The following is a 16,533-nucleotide window of genomic DNA, read 5'->3' as shown; positions in this document are numbered from 1 at the left end:
CGCGGTGCTCTCCCGCGCGTGGTACAAGTTGTGACCGTAAGGGGGGAGCGGGGGGGATCTCCCCCCGGCTGCACGGGGAGGCCGGAGGGGGCCGGGCAGTCGGCCCCCACGGTGGGGGGTGGGGTAAAACCCCACGACCTTCATGCAGTAGGGGTCCGGGGCGCAAGCCCCGAATTCAGCCCTTCACGTAGAACCGCTCCCGCCGATCTTTGAAAAGATGATTATACCGATTCAGCGATTTATTCCGGGCAAGCTTCGGATCGATGTCCACGACATGCGCCTCTTCCTCCTTGTCCGAAGCGCGATAAAGAATCTTCCCCTTCGGGTCGACTATTTCACTTCGTCCAATATAAGTCAGCGTCTCTTTTTTGCGCGACTCGGAGCCGACCCGATTCGCCGTGACGGCAAAAAGGCGGTTCTCGATGCAGCGGGTCGGCATCGCATCGGGACAATAGGGAAGGACCAGATTGGAGGGATGGGCGATCACGTCGGCCCCGAGAAGGGCGAGGCTGCGCGCCGCCTCCGGGAAGAGCCAGTCAAAGCAGATCATCATTCCGACGCGGGTTTTTCCGACCAGAGAGATCTGGAACGGCAGGTTCCCGGGGGTGAACCACCGGGTTTCTTCATAAAAGAGGTGGATCTTCCGATAGACCGCAATCAGCCCCTTCGGCCCCACCAGGACCGACGCGTTGTAGAGCGATTTTCCGCTCTTCTCGGCCAATCCGGCGACGAGATGGCTCTTCCCTTCTTTCGCCAGCCGGATCAGCCGCTGTGTCGTCGGGCCGGCCGGCACCGGCTCGGCCAAGGAGACGACTTCTTTCTTCGAGACGAACTGATAGCCGGTATTAAACAGCTCCGGCAGGACCCACAGGTCGGCCCGCTCCTGCCCCATCAGCTCCGCCGCCCGCGCGGCATTTTTCTCGACCTCCCCGAACTTACAATCGATTTGGACAAACCCGACTTTCATAAAAAGCTCCTAAAAAGAAGCAATCCGCTTTCAGCGATCAGCCATCAGCAAAGAGAAGTCTTCTTAAGCTGATCGCTGACGGCTGAATCCTGACCGCTATTTCTCTTCCCTTATTTCTCTTCCCTCGTAAAATAAAGAAACGCTTGGTGAAACGAGGCGGCTTTCGCCTCTTGCTTCAGCGCCTCCGGGCTCCCCTCCCCGACCACCCCGCCCCGCTTGAGAATCAAGACCCGCCGGCAGAGCCGGTCGACATATTCCATCAGATGGCTGGAGAGGAGGATGGTCGCTCCGTTTTGATTGAAGGTGACGATCATCTCGGCCAGCCGCTCCATCGTGGCGACGTCGAGCCCGTTAAACGGCTCGTCGAGGATCAGCAGCCGCGGCGCGCCGATAAACGCGGTGGAGAGGGCCACCTTCTTCTTCATCCCGAATGAAAGGTCGCGGACCAGCGCCCGCCGCTTTTCTAACAACCCAAACGTCGTCAGCCATCGGTCGACTTCGGCCGCGGGCGACGGGACCTTTTTGACCTCTGCGATGTAGGTCAGCAGCTCCTCCGGCGTGAGCCTCGGGTAGAGCATCGGCGACTCCGGAAGATAACCGATCTGCCGTTTCGCCTCCTCCGGCTCCTGCTTCGGATTGATCCCGTTGATCTCGAGCTTTCCGGCGTCGGGCTGAAGCAGTCCGGTGATGATCTTCATCAACGTCGATTTGCCGGCGCCGTTGTTCCCGATCAGTCCGCAGATCTCCCCGTCGATTTTTAAATCGATCGGCTGGAGGGCAACCATGTTTCCATAACGTTTGGTGATGCCGTGAAGTTGGATCGACATCCGCTACGCCGCCTCCTCATTTTCCAGCCGGGTGATCGCCGAGCCGCGGAGGTATCCGAGGACGGGGAAGACGAGGACAAAGAGAAGGGGGTGAAACGCCGAGATAAAGAGGGTCGCCAATACGGAGAGGAATCCGGCGACGATCGCATGGAGCGCCGGTTTTTGATCTCCCTCGCAAATGGTCCCGCCGGTCAACGCAGCGACGGCGAGGCCGATCAAGACCAGCTCGACCAGCAGACGAAGCCCTGCGCCGGGGGGTTGCGGACGCATCGCCATTTCGATGAGCCAGGCCAACAGCGGCACCGGCGCCGAAATGAAAATGGCGTAGAGGATCTTTCCCCGCCAGATCCGCTCGACCGGAAGGGGAAGGGCATAGTCGATCCCCCGATAGGGCCGCTGCAGCGCAAAAAGGGTCGATGCGGTCGAGGCGAGAAAGTAGACCGCCGCCGCGCAGAGGACGGCGACCGAAACGCTCCCCCGGAAGGCGACGGTCAAGAGAAGGATGAGCGCCAAGGCGACATTGCGCCAAAAGAGCGGGGCGAAATTCCGGAGGGTTAAAATAAAATCTCGGACGACGAGCGGACGGACCGTCTCGGGGAGCAGAAAGCGGACCCCCGGAAAGGGCCGGCCGGTCGGCTGCGACTCCAGCAGCAGCGCTTCGACCGCCGCCACATCTTTATAGCGCCACCGTCCGAATCCCCAGACGCCGATTGTCACGAGGAAAGGGGCGATGAAATCGACCCACCACCCCATCGTCTCGACCGGCAAAAACCAGATTAACCAGAGTAGGATGAAGAAGGCGAGGACCAGCTCGCTCTGGCTCGGCGGCTTGAGGTGATTCCAGAAAAGGGTCAGACCGACCTCGATGCCGGGAAAGAAGAGCCAGAAGGTGACGACCCAGGCGATCAGGTCGGTTCTTCCGAAGAAGAGGACGACGAAGAAGGCGATCAAAAAGAACGGAAAGTCTCTCACGAGTTGGTCGATGTAAAACATCTGATAACGAACTTCCGACCGGATCGGCAGAAGATCGTCGATCCCGAGAGACGACTCGGTGGGATAGATCCGTTTCGACAGGGGGAGAAAGTTAAAGAACATCTTTAAGAAGAGGGCGGCCAAGGCGAGCTGCAACATGGTCTCATTGGAAATCGAGGACGGCGCGATCTTCCCGACGCTCGACGCAAAGTCATGAAAGATCCGCCGGCCCAACAAGAAGACGGCACCGACCATGACCGGTCCGAGCAGAAAATAGGTCGGCCATTCCTCCCCCAGGAGCCGAAGGAGGGCTTTTAAACGGAATTTGAGATACGAACGAAGCAATGGGCGGCCTACTCCATCTTAACGCGCTTTTGCCGGTTGAACATGTCGACGATCTCATCGACCGTCGTCGAATCCGGGGGACTCTTATCGGTCCGGATGAAGCCCTGCACCCGGGGGAAGCGGAGGGCATAGCCGACCCCTTCGGCATCCCGCCCCGCGGTATGGTTGGGGGAGCGGGTAATCTCGTCGGCGGTGACCGTCACGACATATTTGGGGAAGATCCAGACGTCCGGGACGATTTCGGAGTCGACCGGGTGCGGCCGTTCGGGGGAGACATTTTCATCGAGCAGCCGCTTGAGCTCGACCAGCTCCTCTTCCGAAAAGCCGGTTCCGATCCGGGTGACCGTCTTGAACCGGTCTTCGTTCGGATCGTATACAGCGGCGAGGATCGTCCCGATCCCAAACTGCGCCCGGTGTCCCTTGCCGACGAAGTAGCCGACGATGGTGAGATCGACCGAGTCGGAGAGCTCCCCTTTGTAGCTTCGCTTCAGCTTGATCCAGTTGAAGTTTCGCGAGCCGGCGGCATAGGGGGCATCGAGCCGCTTGGCGACGATCCCTTCCAGCCCCCGCTCTAGCGAGGAATCGAAGAATTTTTGAATCTTGACCGGATCGTCGGTTTCGATCGCTTGCGACGCTTCCATCACGGCGCTCTTTTTCTGAATCAGCTCGATCACTTTTTTACGCCGGTCGGCATATCCGTAATGGGTATAATCTTCCCCGTTCAGATAGAGGAGGTCGAAGACGAAGAATTTCAGCGGGAAGGCCTTCGCCATGTCTTCGATTCCATGTTTGCGCTTCCGTTGGCTCGTCACCTGGAAGGGAAGGAGATCGCCGGTTGCCTCATCGTAGGCGAGCGCCTCTCCTTCCAAGATCGCCTCCTGTTTTCCAAAGAGCGCGCGGCAGGCCTCGGCGATTTCGGGAAACATCGGCGTTGTCCGTTCTTGATTCCGGGAGAAGATCGCCAGGTCGTTTTTACTTTTATGGACCTGGCAGCGGAAGCCGTCGTATTTCACCTCGACGGCGCAGCGCCCGATCTTCTCGACGATCTCCTCCGGCGAGCTGAGCCGCTCGCAGAGCGCCGGGCGGATCGGATAACCCATCCGAACCGACATGGCGCGGATACCCTCTTCTCCCGACGCAAAAAGGGTCTTGGCGACCAGCCCGAGGTCGGAGGTGATATTATAAGCCCGATCGAGCTCTTTCCGAAACGCGCGATCCCCCTTGGCGAGGGCGAGCGATTCGAGGACGGTTGCATCTCCCGCGCCGAGCCTCAATTTGCCTGCCATGAACCGGGAGACATATTTTGCTTCCAACGGAGAGACGGAAGAGAAGAGGCGGCAGACGGCGTCGATCTTCCGTTCGACACTCCCCTCCCCCGAGGTCTCGGCGATTTCATAGATCGACTGATACACCTCCGAGACGCTCCGGCCCTTCCCACGACCTTGGATCACCGTCTCCGCCAGACCGCCGAGGTCTCCGAGGATCCGATATTTTTTCGAGACGATCTCGAGCTCGACCTCTCCCGCTTTGGCCAGCGCGCGAAGAAGATACTTCTCCGACATTCCGATGTTGATGCCGTGAAACGGCGGAAGCAGCTCCCCCTGGGTGAAGTAGATGATCCGGTCGATCTCTTCCGCGTCGGCCTGTTGAAACAGCTCCGCCAGGATGGCGAACATTTCAAGCCGCTTGGAGGTCGCTTCCAGCTTTTCAAAATAATGAACCAGGTCTAGAAATTTCATTTTTTATTTAAACCTCTGCGCCCGTCAGAAAACGATCAACCTACTCATCATATCATAGACCGATCCGAGCTAAAAGGAGACGTCATCAGCAGAATGCAGAAGCGGATCAGCCGCGGCGGGGTCGGTCGCCAAGTTTGACCTCGACCTCTTTCTTCTCCCGTCCGCGAAAGAGGGTCAGTCGAATCCGCTCGCCGGGGCGTTTCGTCCGCATGAACCGGTGGAATTCCTCGGCCGATTCAACCGGCTCCCCGTCGATGGCGACGATGATGTCTCCGCCGACGACGAGGATGGCGTTTCCAACCTCCACCCGCTGGGTTCCCCCGCGAATGCCGGCCTGCGCAGCCGGCCCGCCCCGCGCGACCCGGGCGACAATCACCCCCCGCCGAACCGGCGCTGAAAGGGCCTCCGCAAATTCAGGAATGAGGCTTTGTGTGTCGATCCCGATCCAGGCATAGGCGACATACCCTTTCGTGATCAGCTCGTTGAGGACCCGCTTTGCGGCGTTGATCGGAATGGCAAATCCGATTCCGACGCTCCCGCCCGATGGGGTAAAGATCGCGGTGTTGATTCCGATCATCTTTCCATCCGAGTCGAGCAGCGGGCCGCCGGAATTGCCGGGGTTAATCGCCGCATCGATCTGGATGACTTCATCCATTTCGAGGTCGCTCGCTTTGATGCTCTTTCGAACGGAGCTGATGATGCCGGAGGTAAGCGTTCGCTCCAGACCGAACGGATTTCCGATCGCCAGGACCTTCTGGCCGGGCCGGATTCCGTCGGAGCTTCCGATCTGAATGGTGGTCAGCCGCTCGGAAGGGACATTGACCTTGATGACGGCGAGGTCGGTTTGCGGGTCGGAGCCGATCAATTGGCCCGGCCACTTGCTTCCGTCGGCCAGGGTCACCTCGAGACGTTGGGAGTCGCGGATGACATGGTTGTTGGTAAGGATATATCCTTTTTTATCGATGATTGATCCGGAACCGGACGCTTCCGAGGGGATCGGGTTCAGAAAAAAATCATAGGTGACGGCGATGCTGGTAATGTTGACGACGCTGGCGTTGACCCGCTGGTAGATGTCGATGGTGTTTTCTTCATCCGCCGACAACCCCCAGGCGGAAGGAACGAAGAGGAGGAGAAGAAAGATCGAAAAAAGCCCCGCAATCCGATGCATTCGAGTGTAAATCGCCTCTCCGGATGAATTAGAGGATGTAAGGTTCCGAATCAGGGATCCGCTCTTGCGGCGGTCTCTCACGGTCTCGATCGGACGGCGCCGGTCTGCGGTTCGGATCTTCGACGACGATTTTTCCGGTCGCTTGCCCGAAGGTTTTTGCCGATGAGAAAAAGAGGGTATAAGAATAGGTTCCCGGCTCCGCGAAGACCGTCTCTACGGTCGCGTTGTGTGAAATGAAGGCGGGGCGTTTCTCCGAAGATTCGTCGGGATCGATGTTGATCTGAAGGTCATAGGTGGTCTGGTTGTGCCAAGAGACCTTTTCCCCCGGCGCGATGGTTACGAGTGATGGAAAGAGCTCCAGGCCGCCGCCGATTCCGGGACTGGCGATTTCAATCCGGGCGGTTCCTTCGTGCCGGCTGGGTGACAAGGAGGCACAGCCGGACAAGACGGCGATCAGGAGACAACAGAGCAGGATGCCCTTTCCACGAAGGGGAGGCGAATGGGTCATGGTGTTTTGGGAGACTCTCCTTGGATCCGACTGATCAATTTTTCACGCTCTCCCGGCAGCTCCGGCATCACGAGAAATTGGATCAGCGCCCAGGAGCGATCTCGGTCTCCGTCGACATGAACCCGATAGAAGCCGTGATACTGAAGCTTGGACCCCTCGGGCGCAATGGCGAGGTCCTTGAGGTTGGTCTGAATGAGACCGGCCTGTTTGTCGGCGATCGCGATATCATACCCTTCCGCTTCCAATGCGTCACCGATCCGATCGAAGGCGGTGGAATAGCCGAACGGGAACATGACCGCGTCTTTTGGAAGCTCTTCCGGCTCTTTTCGTTCCGGACCGCTTGCACAAGCAGAGAAGAGAAGAATCACGAGAAAAAGATAGGGAATGGCCTTCACAGCACCCTCCGAACGATGGTCGCCACTCTAATGGAGGTGGACGAAGTTGTCAATTAAAATATGCATAAAATGTACGACTCAGCTTGGAGTGCAACGCGTGAAATCCCAGGATACGGCCGGTCCATGTTCCGACCGTCGTTGCGGGCCATGCCGCCGGAGATCTCGCCGCACATTGTTCTGTGCTTTGAGTTTAATCTCCTTGTTTGGAGGCTGTCAAGATAAGCGGCGAGCGGAGGAGGACCGACGGTCAAGAGAGCTTTTCGAGATCGGCAATAATTTCGGAAACCTTCTTATACCTTTTTGATTTGCCTTTTTCGATGGCCTTCAGGATCAGGCGATTGAGGGCCTCTGAGACGTGAGGGTTGAGCTCGCGGGGGGGGGTGGGGGGGTGATGGTAATAAACGTCGCCTTGAACGAAGGGAGGGCGGCCCGCCGCCATCCGGTAGAAAGTACATCCGAGGGAGTAGATATCCGATTGGTGGTCGACCTTCTCTCCCAAGATCTGCTCCGGCGCCATGTAAAGCGGCGTTCCCTTGACCGACGTTTTGTCGGCGGCCGATTCGCTCACCACCTTTGCGAGACCAAAATCCATGATCTTGACCCGGCGATCGTGCGCAAGCATGACATTGGCCGGCTTGAGGTCGCGGTGGACGACATTTTTGCTGTGGGCGTAAGCGACGCCGAGGCAGATCTCCTTCATGATTTCGAGATGCGCCTTGAGGTCGGAGGGGTTCTTCTCCAAAAACTCCTTCAGCGTAATCCCATTTACATATTCCATGGTGATGAAAATCTCGTCTCCGTTTTTTCCGGTGTCGAAGATCGTCACCACATTGGGATGGTTCAGCCCGGCGGCAATCCGGGCTTCTTGAAGGAAATTCTGAAGGATCACTTCATTCTCCCGGATCGCCGCGGGAAGAATCTTATAGGCGACAATTCGTTTCAGGACGGTGTCTTCGGCCTGATAAACGACCCCCATTCCTCCCTGCCCGATCTTCTTGATGATCTTATAGCGGGAGGAAGTCTGCTGCGCGGAGGGGGAAGCCGGTTTGGCGGGAAGCTCCTCCATCCGGGTCGCCTCCAAGACTTTCTTTACCTCGGCGAGCGCTTTTCTGATCACGGCGTTTCGGGTCTTTACGTCGCGATAGCTAAAATCCTCCGCCAGGATCTTTTCATAGAGGCTTTGCGCTTCTTCAAACTCCCTTCGCTTTTCATACAGAAGCGCCAGCCGGTAGTAACATTCCAGATTATCCGGACCGATCGACTCCTGCGAGAGGATCTTCTGGTATCGCTCGCGCGCCGCATCGACCATCCCCTTTTCCGTAAGCAGCTGGCCGAGTAAAAGCGATGCCTGGTAGTAATTCGACGACTGAGAGTCGATCTTCTGCAGATAGGAGATCGACTCGTCGACCCGTCCTTGCTGTTTGTAGAGAACGGCCGCGTCGAAGAAGTTTCCACCCGCTTCTTGCATCTGAGCGGCTTTATCAAACTGGCGCAGCTGCACATAGAGTTCGGCCGCTTCCCGAAATCGGCCCCCTTTCTCATAAGCCTCCGCAGCCGCGGTCGGATCGTCTTCTGCGAGGAACAGCTCGCTGGCGCGGTGATAGTCGCCATTATTCATCAGCATCCGGGCCGCCTGGCTTTTCCTCCCCATCAGCTCATACATTTCAGCGGCCTCGGCCCAGCCCTCGCCCCTTTCGAAAGACTCCGCGGCCGCCAGGTATTCCTTCTCCTCCTTAAACTTTTTCCCGACGACGCGATGCCCTCGGTGCATATCGCCCATTTGCTCATAGAGCGCCGCAGCCCGATCAAATGCGCGGGCGGCGAGAAAAAGCTCCGCCGCTTTCTCGACCTCCCCTCCATGGACGGCCGCTTCCGCCGCCTCCAGGTGAAATCCTCCGGCGGTGAGAATCTCCGTCGCCTTTTGAAATTGTTTTACCTTGATATAGTGCTGGCCGCTCTGATAAGCGCTCTGCGCAAGCTGCCGGCTCTTTTCGGAAGGAGGTCCTGTGTGGGCTCTCTTCTCTCTCAAGAAGTACTTCTCATACATCTCGGCTGATTTATCCAGCTCATTTGCTTGTTCATAAACGGTCGCTGCTTTGAGAAGGTTTCCGAATCGCTCATACTGGGCGGCCGCCTCATGAAACCGTTTTCCCTTTTCGTAGGCCTCGGCGGCCAGCGAGATCTTTTTACAGGCGAGATAACATTCGGCCGCGCGGACATATTCTCCCCCTTTTTGATACATGACCGCTGCTTTTTCCGTGTCTCCTGAAAGCTTGTAGAACTGGGCCGCCTCTTGCCATTGTTTTCTCAGTTCGAAGATCCGTCCGACCTGTTGATAGGCCCGTGCCTCTTTGTAGGCTCGGATCGCCTCGTCGTACTCTCCTCCCTGCTCGTATAGTTCCGCCGCTCGGAAAAGATCACGCGATTTCTCCGCCTCCTTTGCTTCTTTGAGGGGATTGAATGTATTGGTCGATCCCCGCATGGACAGGTAGCGCTGGCCGAAAATAAAGCCGATGATGATCAGCAAAAAGAGAAAGGCATAACCGATGACGGTTGCCTCTGAAGCGCCTGAAATGAATTGCTGGAAAAAAAGGAGGGGATCATTGAAGAGCAAGGAGCCGTCGAAGCTCCATGGGGACTGGTTCATTTCTTTAAAACGACCCTCAAGCGGGTGTCCCCCACTGTGATGATGTCATTTTCGGAAAGGGATGTTTTCTCTACCCTCAGATCATTCACCAGAATTCCATTGGTGCTCTTTAAGTCGACGAGGACGAAACCTTTTTCCGACCATTCCAAATCGGCATGATGACGGGAAACCTTCGGATCATTCACGGAGATATCGGCCTTTCCCCGGCCGATGGAAAGCCGCCTGGGGGCCAATTCATAAGCCCGGCCGATCTCTTTTCCTGAAACAACCTCCAATGTCCAGGCGATGGTCCCCTTTAAAGTGCGCTCGGAAGGGGTCAGCTCCAGAGAAGCGGAAGATGCCGGACGGCTTGGCGCTTCCTTTTCCGAGAAAATAAATTCGGCCGAGCCGATCTTGATTTCATCATGGTCTGAGAGCTTTTGACGGGTGACCTTCTCTTTGTTTACGAGCGTTCCGTTCCGGCTTCCCCGGTCCTCAATATGAAATCCGTCTTGATCCTGACTGATCAATGCATGTTCCCTTGATACCATCGGGTCTTTGATCACCCAATCGCTTCGGAGATCCCGCCCCAATGTAAAGAACCCCTTGTCCAAAATTTTTTCGACGTGCGCGCCTCCCCCTTCCTGCTTCAGGATGAGTCTCGGCAGGGAAGCGAGTCGCTGCTCCACCCCTTCGCCGAGCGCTTCGAGGGCATCATCCACATCGGCGGCGGGTGTGACGTCTAAGTCATAAAAAAGTTGAATCTCCATCGGGTCCGATTCATCCGATGAATAGGTATATACCAAGAGCTGCTCTTGAAGCGTACCCTCTTTCTTCGCTTCGCCGGGAGATTGAAAGTAACCTTCCGAGAGCTTACCGCTCCTAAAATAGAACAAATTGACCTCTCCGCTCTTCTTTAGAAGGAGGACGGCCTCTTTTTTCTTTTTTTGAACTTGGGCCAGCAGTGCTTCAATATTAAGGATATCGGTGGTTGCGACAATACTCGGTTTTTTTTGCGATAAGACAAGAAGGGCTTTAAAGAAGATTGGATTGGTTATATAAAGGTGGAGCGCTCCCTCTGCTTGAGACATCAAGTAAAAGTAATCGGCGAAGGGAAGGGAAGAAAATGTATCGTCCTTTAATTGAACCGCCGCATAAAGATCGTCCTGCAATATGAACAGAAGAAGCGAGCGATCTTCTTCCTCTAACGTTAAAATGGCGGTGACCAGATCTCCTTTCGATTTCAGATCATTAAAAAGAGTTTCAATCTGCCCTGCGGAATAGAGATCTTTCGAGAACAATACCCGTTGATTTGAAATGAGGTCTTTTAACATTTCCCCTCGGCGGATGGAAGAGATCGGTTTGAATTTAGTGTAGTTTATAACCTATTTCTTGTCAAACCAGAGGGGGTATTTTAGATGGCAATAAGGGATATTCACGGGGCGGCATGCGCCCCGATGGATGGTGCAAATCAGGGATTGAGGGAGAATGTGGAATAACGAGGGCGCGCCGCGAGCAACGCGGCGACCCGGCCGAAAAAAGAGTTCCGACCGGTTCGATCGGACGTGGCCGTCCGGGTGTTGCGCTTTACGCCTCGCTCCTGGTTTTTTCGATCTTATCGAAGAGCTCTTGCCGCTCTTTGCAGGTGACGCAATATTGTGCAAACGGCATTGCTTTCAACCGACCTGCACTGATCTCCGCGCCGCATTCTTCGCAAATTCCATATCGGTTTTCCCGTAACTTCAAGAGCGCTTCTTCTATCTCTTTGAGCCGGCGGTTTTTCATCTCCAGAAGGGTGAAATCGACATCGGTCTCGTGACTTTTGAGCGCCTGGTCACCCGTGTCGAGAATCCCATCTCCCGCGACGGCGTCGCCTTGGTTTTCCATGAGGGCTTCAATCTGTTGGACGACCTCCCTCCGCCTTGCCGCGAGCATTTCTTCCAACGCTTTTCGTCTTTTTTCACCTTGCTCCATCAACAACCTCCACCCAAAAACAGAAGCTTATCGCTTATAATGTTTGAGGATTGCTCGAATCGTCAGGCAGTTTCACTTCCGCATTTCCCATCGGAACTTGAATGTCCTGGCTGTATGCCGCCGTTAAATAGCGGACCGCCTTTTCCATAATCGCCCTCTCACTGCTGTGTGTCAGCATTCCCAACGCCTCTTGGAGGGCGACCCACCTTGCCTCATCGACTTCGGAATCGTGATCCTTTTCGTTTCCGGTTAAAAACTCTAAAAGATAGAAGTGAACCGTTTTAAAAATTTTTGTTTCCTCTTCCTTGGAATAAAACCAATATTGGATTTGACCGATCTTCTCAAGAATACGGCCGAAGATCCCCGTCTCTTCGCGCACCTCTCTGACGGCGGTCTCTTGTAACGTTTCACCCTTTTCGACCGAGCCCTTCGGAAGACACCAGATCAGCTTTCCTTTCTGGTTGTAATGCGAGATGAGCACAACCTGGATGTCATTTTCCTTTGCCTTAAAAATAACCCCCCCGGACGATGTGTGTCTTCTGGTTTTCATTTCAACTCTCTCATTCAGCAGCGACCGAGCCTGCCGAACGCCCCCTTTAAATCCTAAAAAATTGTAGCACTAACAAAATCCAAATGACAAGACCTTTTCGAGAGATGACGACATTTCGATCTCAAAAGGGGATCACCGCACCCGCTTTACTTAAAGAGCGGCTCGGCCCGGAGAAGCAGGCGGAATAGGTCAGAGAGAATCAAGGAGGGTCTCGAACGGATGACTTGGAGGAGGTCGATCAATTATAGTGTCTGACAGAGACTCCGATCACTCTTTTTCATGGCCGACCGTCACAGGAACCTCTTCTTCTTGCTTGGCGACGCCCCCCGATTTGACGGTCCATTGCCTTCGGACCCGGCCGAGGGTAAAGAGATTGAACTTGAACCCCGAGATCGGCCGCATCTGAGCGATGACGATAAAAAGATCCTTCGTCTCGAACGGTTTAACCTCTCTCACTTCGGTAATCATCGGCAGGAACTTCATTGCGACAGCGAACCGGAAAATTGCAGAGAATAAAAATAAAAGTTGCAAATTGGAGGTCAACAGCAGATGGAACGACCCGATGTTGATTTCTCTCGGCAACCAGCGGCTCAAATATCCTCCGAACGTAGCGCCGAGAAAGATTCCGATGGCGTTGGCGGAATTATAGATTGCGACACACTGCGGCCGCTTTGCCGGGGAGACGGCATCGAAGACGAAGTTTCCCATCGAGAGCGAAAATCCGGCCCAGATGATCCCCCCGAACGTCTGGACCGCCAGGATAAAATAGAAATTCGTTGCAGAGAGCCAAAAAAGAGGGATGATCGGAAGAACGAGTCCCGTGATCGTGAGGACCCTTTTGTTCCCGAATTGATCTCCGAACCGGCCCCAGATGTGAAGGGTGAGGAATTGCGCCAGGACCGTGACCGCGGAGGAACCCATGAATTGAAGGTAGCTGAAATGGAGATCCCGGAGAAGAAAAGGAGAGATAAACGGTCCGGAAACCTGAACTGAAAAATGGATCAATGCGATAAAAAGAACAAACCGGCCGAAGTTGGTCTTTCTGCCGTTCCGGATAAACTGCCAGACCGAAAATTGGTCTTCGGCTTTCGGAGTGTATCGAGGCTCGGTCATGCGGGAGAGATAGTACGCCGAGATCAGCCGCGCGATGAATGCAATGGAGAATAGGATCGCAAAACCGAGAGCGACTTTCCCCCATCCCTGCGCCTGATGAAGAAGAAGGCCTGCCCCGCAAAGCGAGGCAAAGGCGGCGATGCTCATTACCCCGTTTCTTCTTCCGAAATACCTTCCACGCTGATTTGAATTGACCAGATCTCCCATCAGACTATTCCAGGCCGGATTTGCAAAGCTGCCGAGAACGAAGTAAACAGAGACCGATGCAATCAGCCAGGGAAGCGCGCTCTCTTCGGAGATGATAGACGTCGAAAGAATAAAAAGCCAAGCCAATGCTTGACCGATCACCCCGCAGAGGATAATCTTTTTTCGGCTTTTCAGAAAATTAAGAAGCTTGACCGAGATGAATTGGAAAAATGCGCCGATCAGCTGCGGAAGGGAGGCCAGGAGCGCAATTTGAGGGTTGGTGGCCTTCAGGAAAATGGCGAAAGCGCTGAAGTAGCTTTCTCCGGCCCCCGACATGATTGAAAAAAAAAGACCGTCGCGAATGGCGTATTTAAGACTTTTCCGAGCGTGCGTTCCAGGAGATGGTTCTTTTTCTACGATGATTGCCTTTTCCAACGGACCCTTCCAGATCAACCCGAGAGCGACGAATGATCTGGCTATTTATACCATACGAATTTCATTTTCGAGGCAAAAATTGAAATTAAAGGTCTTATTCTTTCTTTTTTTGATCAGATGACGCGCCGGACGAAGCGCGTTTTCCCCTCAGCGCCGTCAATCGTGCTTTATTCTCGGAGAGCTTCGGGAGATGATATTTTTCATCGAAGGCAACGACCTGCTCCAGACAGCGAATGGCCCCCTCTAAATTGCCTTTCTCCTCGTGGAGGAAGGCTTGATGATAAAGGGTGGCGGCGCAGCCGATCTCATTCCGTAGTTCCGCATAGAGGACATGGGCCGCCTCGCTGAGTTGTTGCGCGGCTTCCATCTCGCCCGATGCCCCCTTCGCTTTGGCGAGCCGATGGGAGAGGTCGGCAACAATTGCCGGCCGCTTCAACTTTTTTGCAAGGGCCAGCCCCTTTTCCGCATAATTCAACGCCTCTTCCGGTTTTGATTTTCTCAACATGACCATCGAGAAGTTTCCATATAACACCGCAACCTCTTCCCAACGCTCTTCCCGCTCCAAGAGCAGCGCCCCCTGTTTATAGAAGTGGATCGCCTGATCATAATCCTCTTCGTCGGCATAGAGATTGCCGATATTGACATAGGAGATCCCCAGGCGCGCGTAATCTTCACCTCGCTTGAGAATCTCTACCGCTTTTTTATAATGATCGATCGCCTGATCGACCTGTCCGGTCGCAGCGTGTACATTTCCGATGTTGCCGTGCAGGTCGGCGAGCTGATCGGGATCGCCTCGGATCCCCTCCAGCGCCTTATGATAATACTGAAGCGCTGTTGCGTAATCGCCCTGAGCGAATGCGTTGTTTCCCCGCTGCAGAAAGGAATGAATCTGCATCAACTGTTGAGAAACGTCTCCACCGCTTTCTTGCCGTTTTTCAGGATCGGTTTCCCATCTCCCACCAAGAGGATTTCAAAATCATGCTCCAGCAGTCGCCGGAGGCCCTCTTTTGCCTTTTTAACGTCGGCATATCTGTCTGGAGGAAGCAGGCCCACGGTTCCATCGTTTCGGCCGATGAGCGCGTCCCCCACGATAAAGATCCCCCCTTGCTGGTTCAGATAGAGCGCCGATTCTCCGGGAGACTTCCCGTTCGAAATCGACACGACCTTCAATCCGGCCGGCAGCAGCTCTCCGTCTTTATAGGTGTGATCGACGGTGATGGACCCCATCTCAGCGGCATCCGCTTCCGGGGCCCAGATCTTGGTGTTGAGCAGCAGCCGACACTCCATCGCTTCCCGCATATGATCGCGGTTGGTCAGGATGACCGCCTTCACCCCATTGATCGAGAGATCTTGTTTATCGTCAATGGTCATCGGAGGGGGATCGATCACGACACGCTCTTTCCCCTGTCCGACGAGATATCCATTAAAATGGATCTTTTTTTCTTCCGAATACCATGACCATGTTTCAATGCCTGGAAAAATTTCTTCCATTAATGCCTCCTGGAGTATATGTTGCCGGTCGCCATTATAACATGAGAGGCATTGAAATCAAATCGAATTGCCTCTTTTCAGGGGCTATATAAGCATTATTTTATTGATTTTATTTTTATCGCTGATCCCGGATGACAAAAAATGGGACCGACCGGCCTGGAGCGCACCGATCGATCCCGTCGATTTGGGCCCATCGATTTGGGCATATCGCTTTGGGTTCAACAGGGTCGATCTGAGGAGATGTTCCAAGGGCGCTTCGCGACGACCCTACTTGATGGTAACACGCGAGGCTTGCAGTCCCTCTTCCCCTTCCTCGACCTCGAATTCGACCCGCCTTCCCTCTTCAAGTTCATCAAACGCCATTCCATGAACCGAGTTCCGGTGGAAATAGATGTCTTCATGACCGTCGGATTGAATAAAACCGTAATTGCTTTCCTTAAATAGCCGAGCGATGACCCCATGGGGGTGGCTTTCAGCGGGCAGTTTCTGTCCGATCTGTTCCTTCTTACCCCGGTAGCGTTGGAGCTCTTGCCCGATTGCGCTAAAAACTTCATTGATCGCATCGCCGATGGTCTCACCCGTTTTATTGGCGGTGAGGGTCTTTCCGGGAACGGCGAGAACGACCGTTGCCTCTTCCGAGCCGTTGAGGTGATGTTGACTTTTTCGAAGGGTTATCCGTGCGTGGGTGATCTTCTGGCGTCCCTGCTTCAGACGGTTAAACTGATCCTGAATCACTTCATTCCAATAAGGTGACGGTTTGGAGTGTTGCCATTCGATCTTGATGTCCATAAAAACCCCCTTTCTGCATCTCTCTTCCATTCTATTAAATTCTGCCGAGAAGCTCAATCCATATAAATCGCAGAACAACTGGAGACCGCCCCGATGTTTTAGACTATCTGTGACGCTCCGTCGCGCGCTCTTTGATGCAGCTCTCGCAAGGACAGATCTCTTTTAAGAAATCGAATGGATAAATGCCGGTATCATGCCCATCGCTCCAATGGATCGAGATGGCGTAATGCCCGACCGCTTCAATGTGGACCGGGGCGATATTGGCGGGGATGCTGCCGGGGGGGATCAGCCGCTCTCCGCTCCATTCATGAATGCAGGAGGCGCAACGGCAGTTCTCCCGAAGATAGAGATGCGGATAGACGGCCTGGTGTTGATCGCTCCAGGTGATCCGAATTCCTTTCTCTTTCAAATTTGCAATTTCGATGGGGATCGCTTCTTTCGATATCAT

At 54.6% G+C, this 16,533-nt stretch carries 16 protein-coding genes; all 16 read right to left on the bottom strand.

Annotated elements, in window-relative coordinates; genetic code table 11:
* Nucleotides 1–175 precede the first annotated feature (175 nt).
* Nucleotides 176–967 carry an acyltransferase gene (locus HY282_02765; GenBank protein ID MBI3802667.1) on the bottom strand — a complete coding sequence of 264 codons (792 nt, stop codon included), beginning with the start codon at nucleotides 965–967 and terminating at the stop codon, nucleotides 176–178.
* Nucleotides 968–1,077: 110 nt separating this feature from the next.
* Nucleotides 1,078–1,794 (bottom strand): ABC transporter ATP-binding protein, encoded by a 717-nt coding sequence (locus tag HY282_02760; GenBank protein ID MBI3802666.1) that lies wholly within the window; start codon nucleotides 1,792–1,794, stop codon nucleotides 1,078–1,080.
* 3 nt (nucleotides 1,795–1,797) lie between these two features.
* Nucleotides 1,798–3,111, bottom strand: coding sequence for a hypothetical protein (locus tag HY282_02755; GenBank protein MBI3802665.1), 1,314 nt, complete (start codon nucleotides 3,109–3,111; stop codon nucleotides 1,798–1,800).
* Nucleotides 3,112–3,119: 8 nt separating this feature from the next.
* Nucleotides 3,120–4,850 carry an ATP-dependent DNA ligase gene (locus HY282_02750; protein MBI3802664.1) on the bottom strand — a complete coding sequence of 577 codons (1,731 nt, stop codon included), beginning with the start codon at nucleotides 4,848–4,850 and terminating at the stop codon, nucleotides 3,120–3,122.
* Between the two features lie 106 nt (nucleotides 4,851–4,956).
* On the bottom strand, nucleotides 4,957–6,018 hold the full coding sequence (locus HY282_02745) for a trypsin-like peptidase domain-containing protein (protein ID MBI3802663.1): 1,062 nt from the start codon (nucleotides 6,016–6,018) through the stop codon (nucleotides 4,957–4,959).
* 28 nt (nucleotides 6,019–6,046) lie between these two features.
* Entirely contained in the window at nucleotides 6,047–6,526 is a 480-nt protein-coding gene (locus tag HY282_02740; protein MBI3802662.1) for a hypothetical protein, read from the bottom strand.
* On the bottom strand, nucleotides 6,523–6,921 hold the full coding sequence (locus HY282_02735; GenBank protein MBI3802661.1) for a hypothetical protein: 399 nt from the start codon (nucleotides 6,919–6,921) through the stop codon (nucleotides 6,523–6,525). The genes HY282_02740 and HY282_02735 overlap by 4 nt, the downstream gene beginning before the upstream one ends.
* Nucleotides 6,922–7,168: 247 nt before the next feature.
* Entirely contained in the window at nucleotides 7,169–9,568 is a 2,400-nt protein-coding gene (locus HY282_02730) for a protein kinase (GenBank protein MBI3802660.1), read from the bottom strand.
* Nucleotides 9,565–10,881 (bottom strand): FHA domain-containing protein, encoded by a 1,317-nt coding sequence (locus tag HY282_02725; GenBank protein ID MBI3802659.1) that lies wholly within the window; start codon nucleotides 10,879–10,881, stop codon nucleotides 9,565–9,567. The genes HY282_02730 and HY282_02725 overlap by 4 nt, the downstream gene beginning before the upstream one ends.
* Nucleotides 10,882–11,134: 253 nt before the next feature.
* Entirely contained in the window at nucleotides 11,135–11,482 is a 348-nt protein-coding gene (locus HY282_02720; GenBank protein MBI3802658.1) for a TraR/DksA C4-type zinc finger protein, read from the bottom strand.
* Between the two features lie 73 nt (nucleotides 11,483–11,555).
* Nucleotides 11,556–12,071, bottom strand: coding sequence for an NUDIX hydrolase (locus HY282_02715; GenBank protein MBI3802657.1), 516 nt, complete (start codon nucleotides 12,069–12,071; stop codon nucleotides 11,556–11,558).
* Nucleotides 12,072–12,338: 267 nt separating this feature from the next.
* Complete coding sequence (locus HY282_02710; protein ID MBI3802656.1) at nucleotides 12,339–13,805, bottom strand: MFS transporter; 1,467 nt, start codon at nucleotides 13,803–13,805, stop codon at nucleotides 12,339–12,341.
* A 94-nt stretch (nucleotides 13,806–13,899) separates the two neighbouring features.
* The gene (locus tag HY282_02705; GenBank protein MBI3802655.1) at nucleotides 13,900–14,703 is read right to left on the bottom strand and encodes a tetratricopeptide repeat protein; all 804 of its coding nucleotides are present in this window, start codon (nucleotides 14,701–14,703) and stop codon (nucleotides 13,900–13,902) included.
* Nucleotides 14,700–15,296, bottom strand: a complete 597-nt coding sequence (locus tag HY282_02700; GenBank protein ID MBI3802654.1) for a hypothetical protein — start codon at nucleotides 15,294–15,296, stop codon at nucleotides 14,700–14,702. The genes HY282_02705 and HY282_02700 overlap by 4 nt, the downstream gene beginning before the upstream one ends.
* A 267-nt stretch (nucleotides 15,297–15,563) precedes the next feature.
* Nucleotides 15,564–16,085: an HPF/RaiA family ribosome-associated protein gene (locus tag HY282_02695; protein ID MBI3802653.1), complete on the bottom strand. Its 522-nt coding sequence runs from the start codon at nucleotides 16,083–16,085 to the stop codon at nucleotides 15,564–15,566.
* A gap of 103 nt (nucleotides 16,086–16,188) precedes the next feature.
* The gene (locus HY282_02690) at nucleotides 16,189–16,533 is read right to left on the bottom strand and encodes a DUF971 domain-containing protein (protein ID MBI3802652.1); all 345 of its coding nucleotides are present in this window, start codon (nucleotides 16,531–16,533) and stop codon (nucleotides 16,189–16,191) included.

The sequence above is a fragment of the Candidatus Manganitrophaceae bacterium genome, from assembly GCA_016200325.1.
Taxonomy (GTDB): domain Bacteria; phylum Nitrospirota; class Nitrospiria; order SBBL01; family Manganitrophaceae; genus Manganitrophus.
The sequence above is the reverse complement of the archived record's forward strand: the minus strand, read 5'-3'. Positions and strand labels throughout refer to the sequence as shown.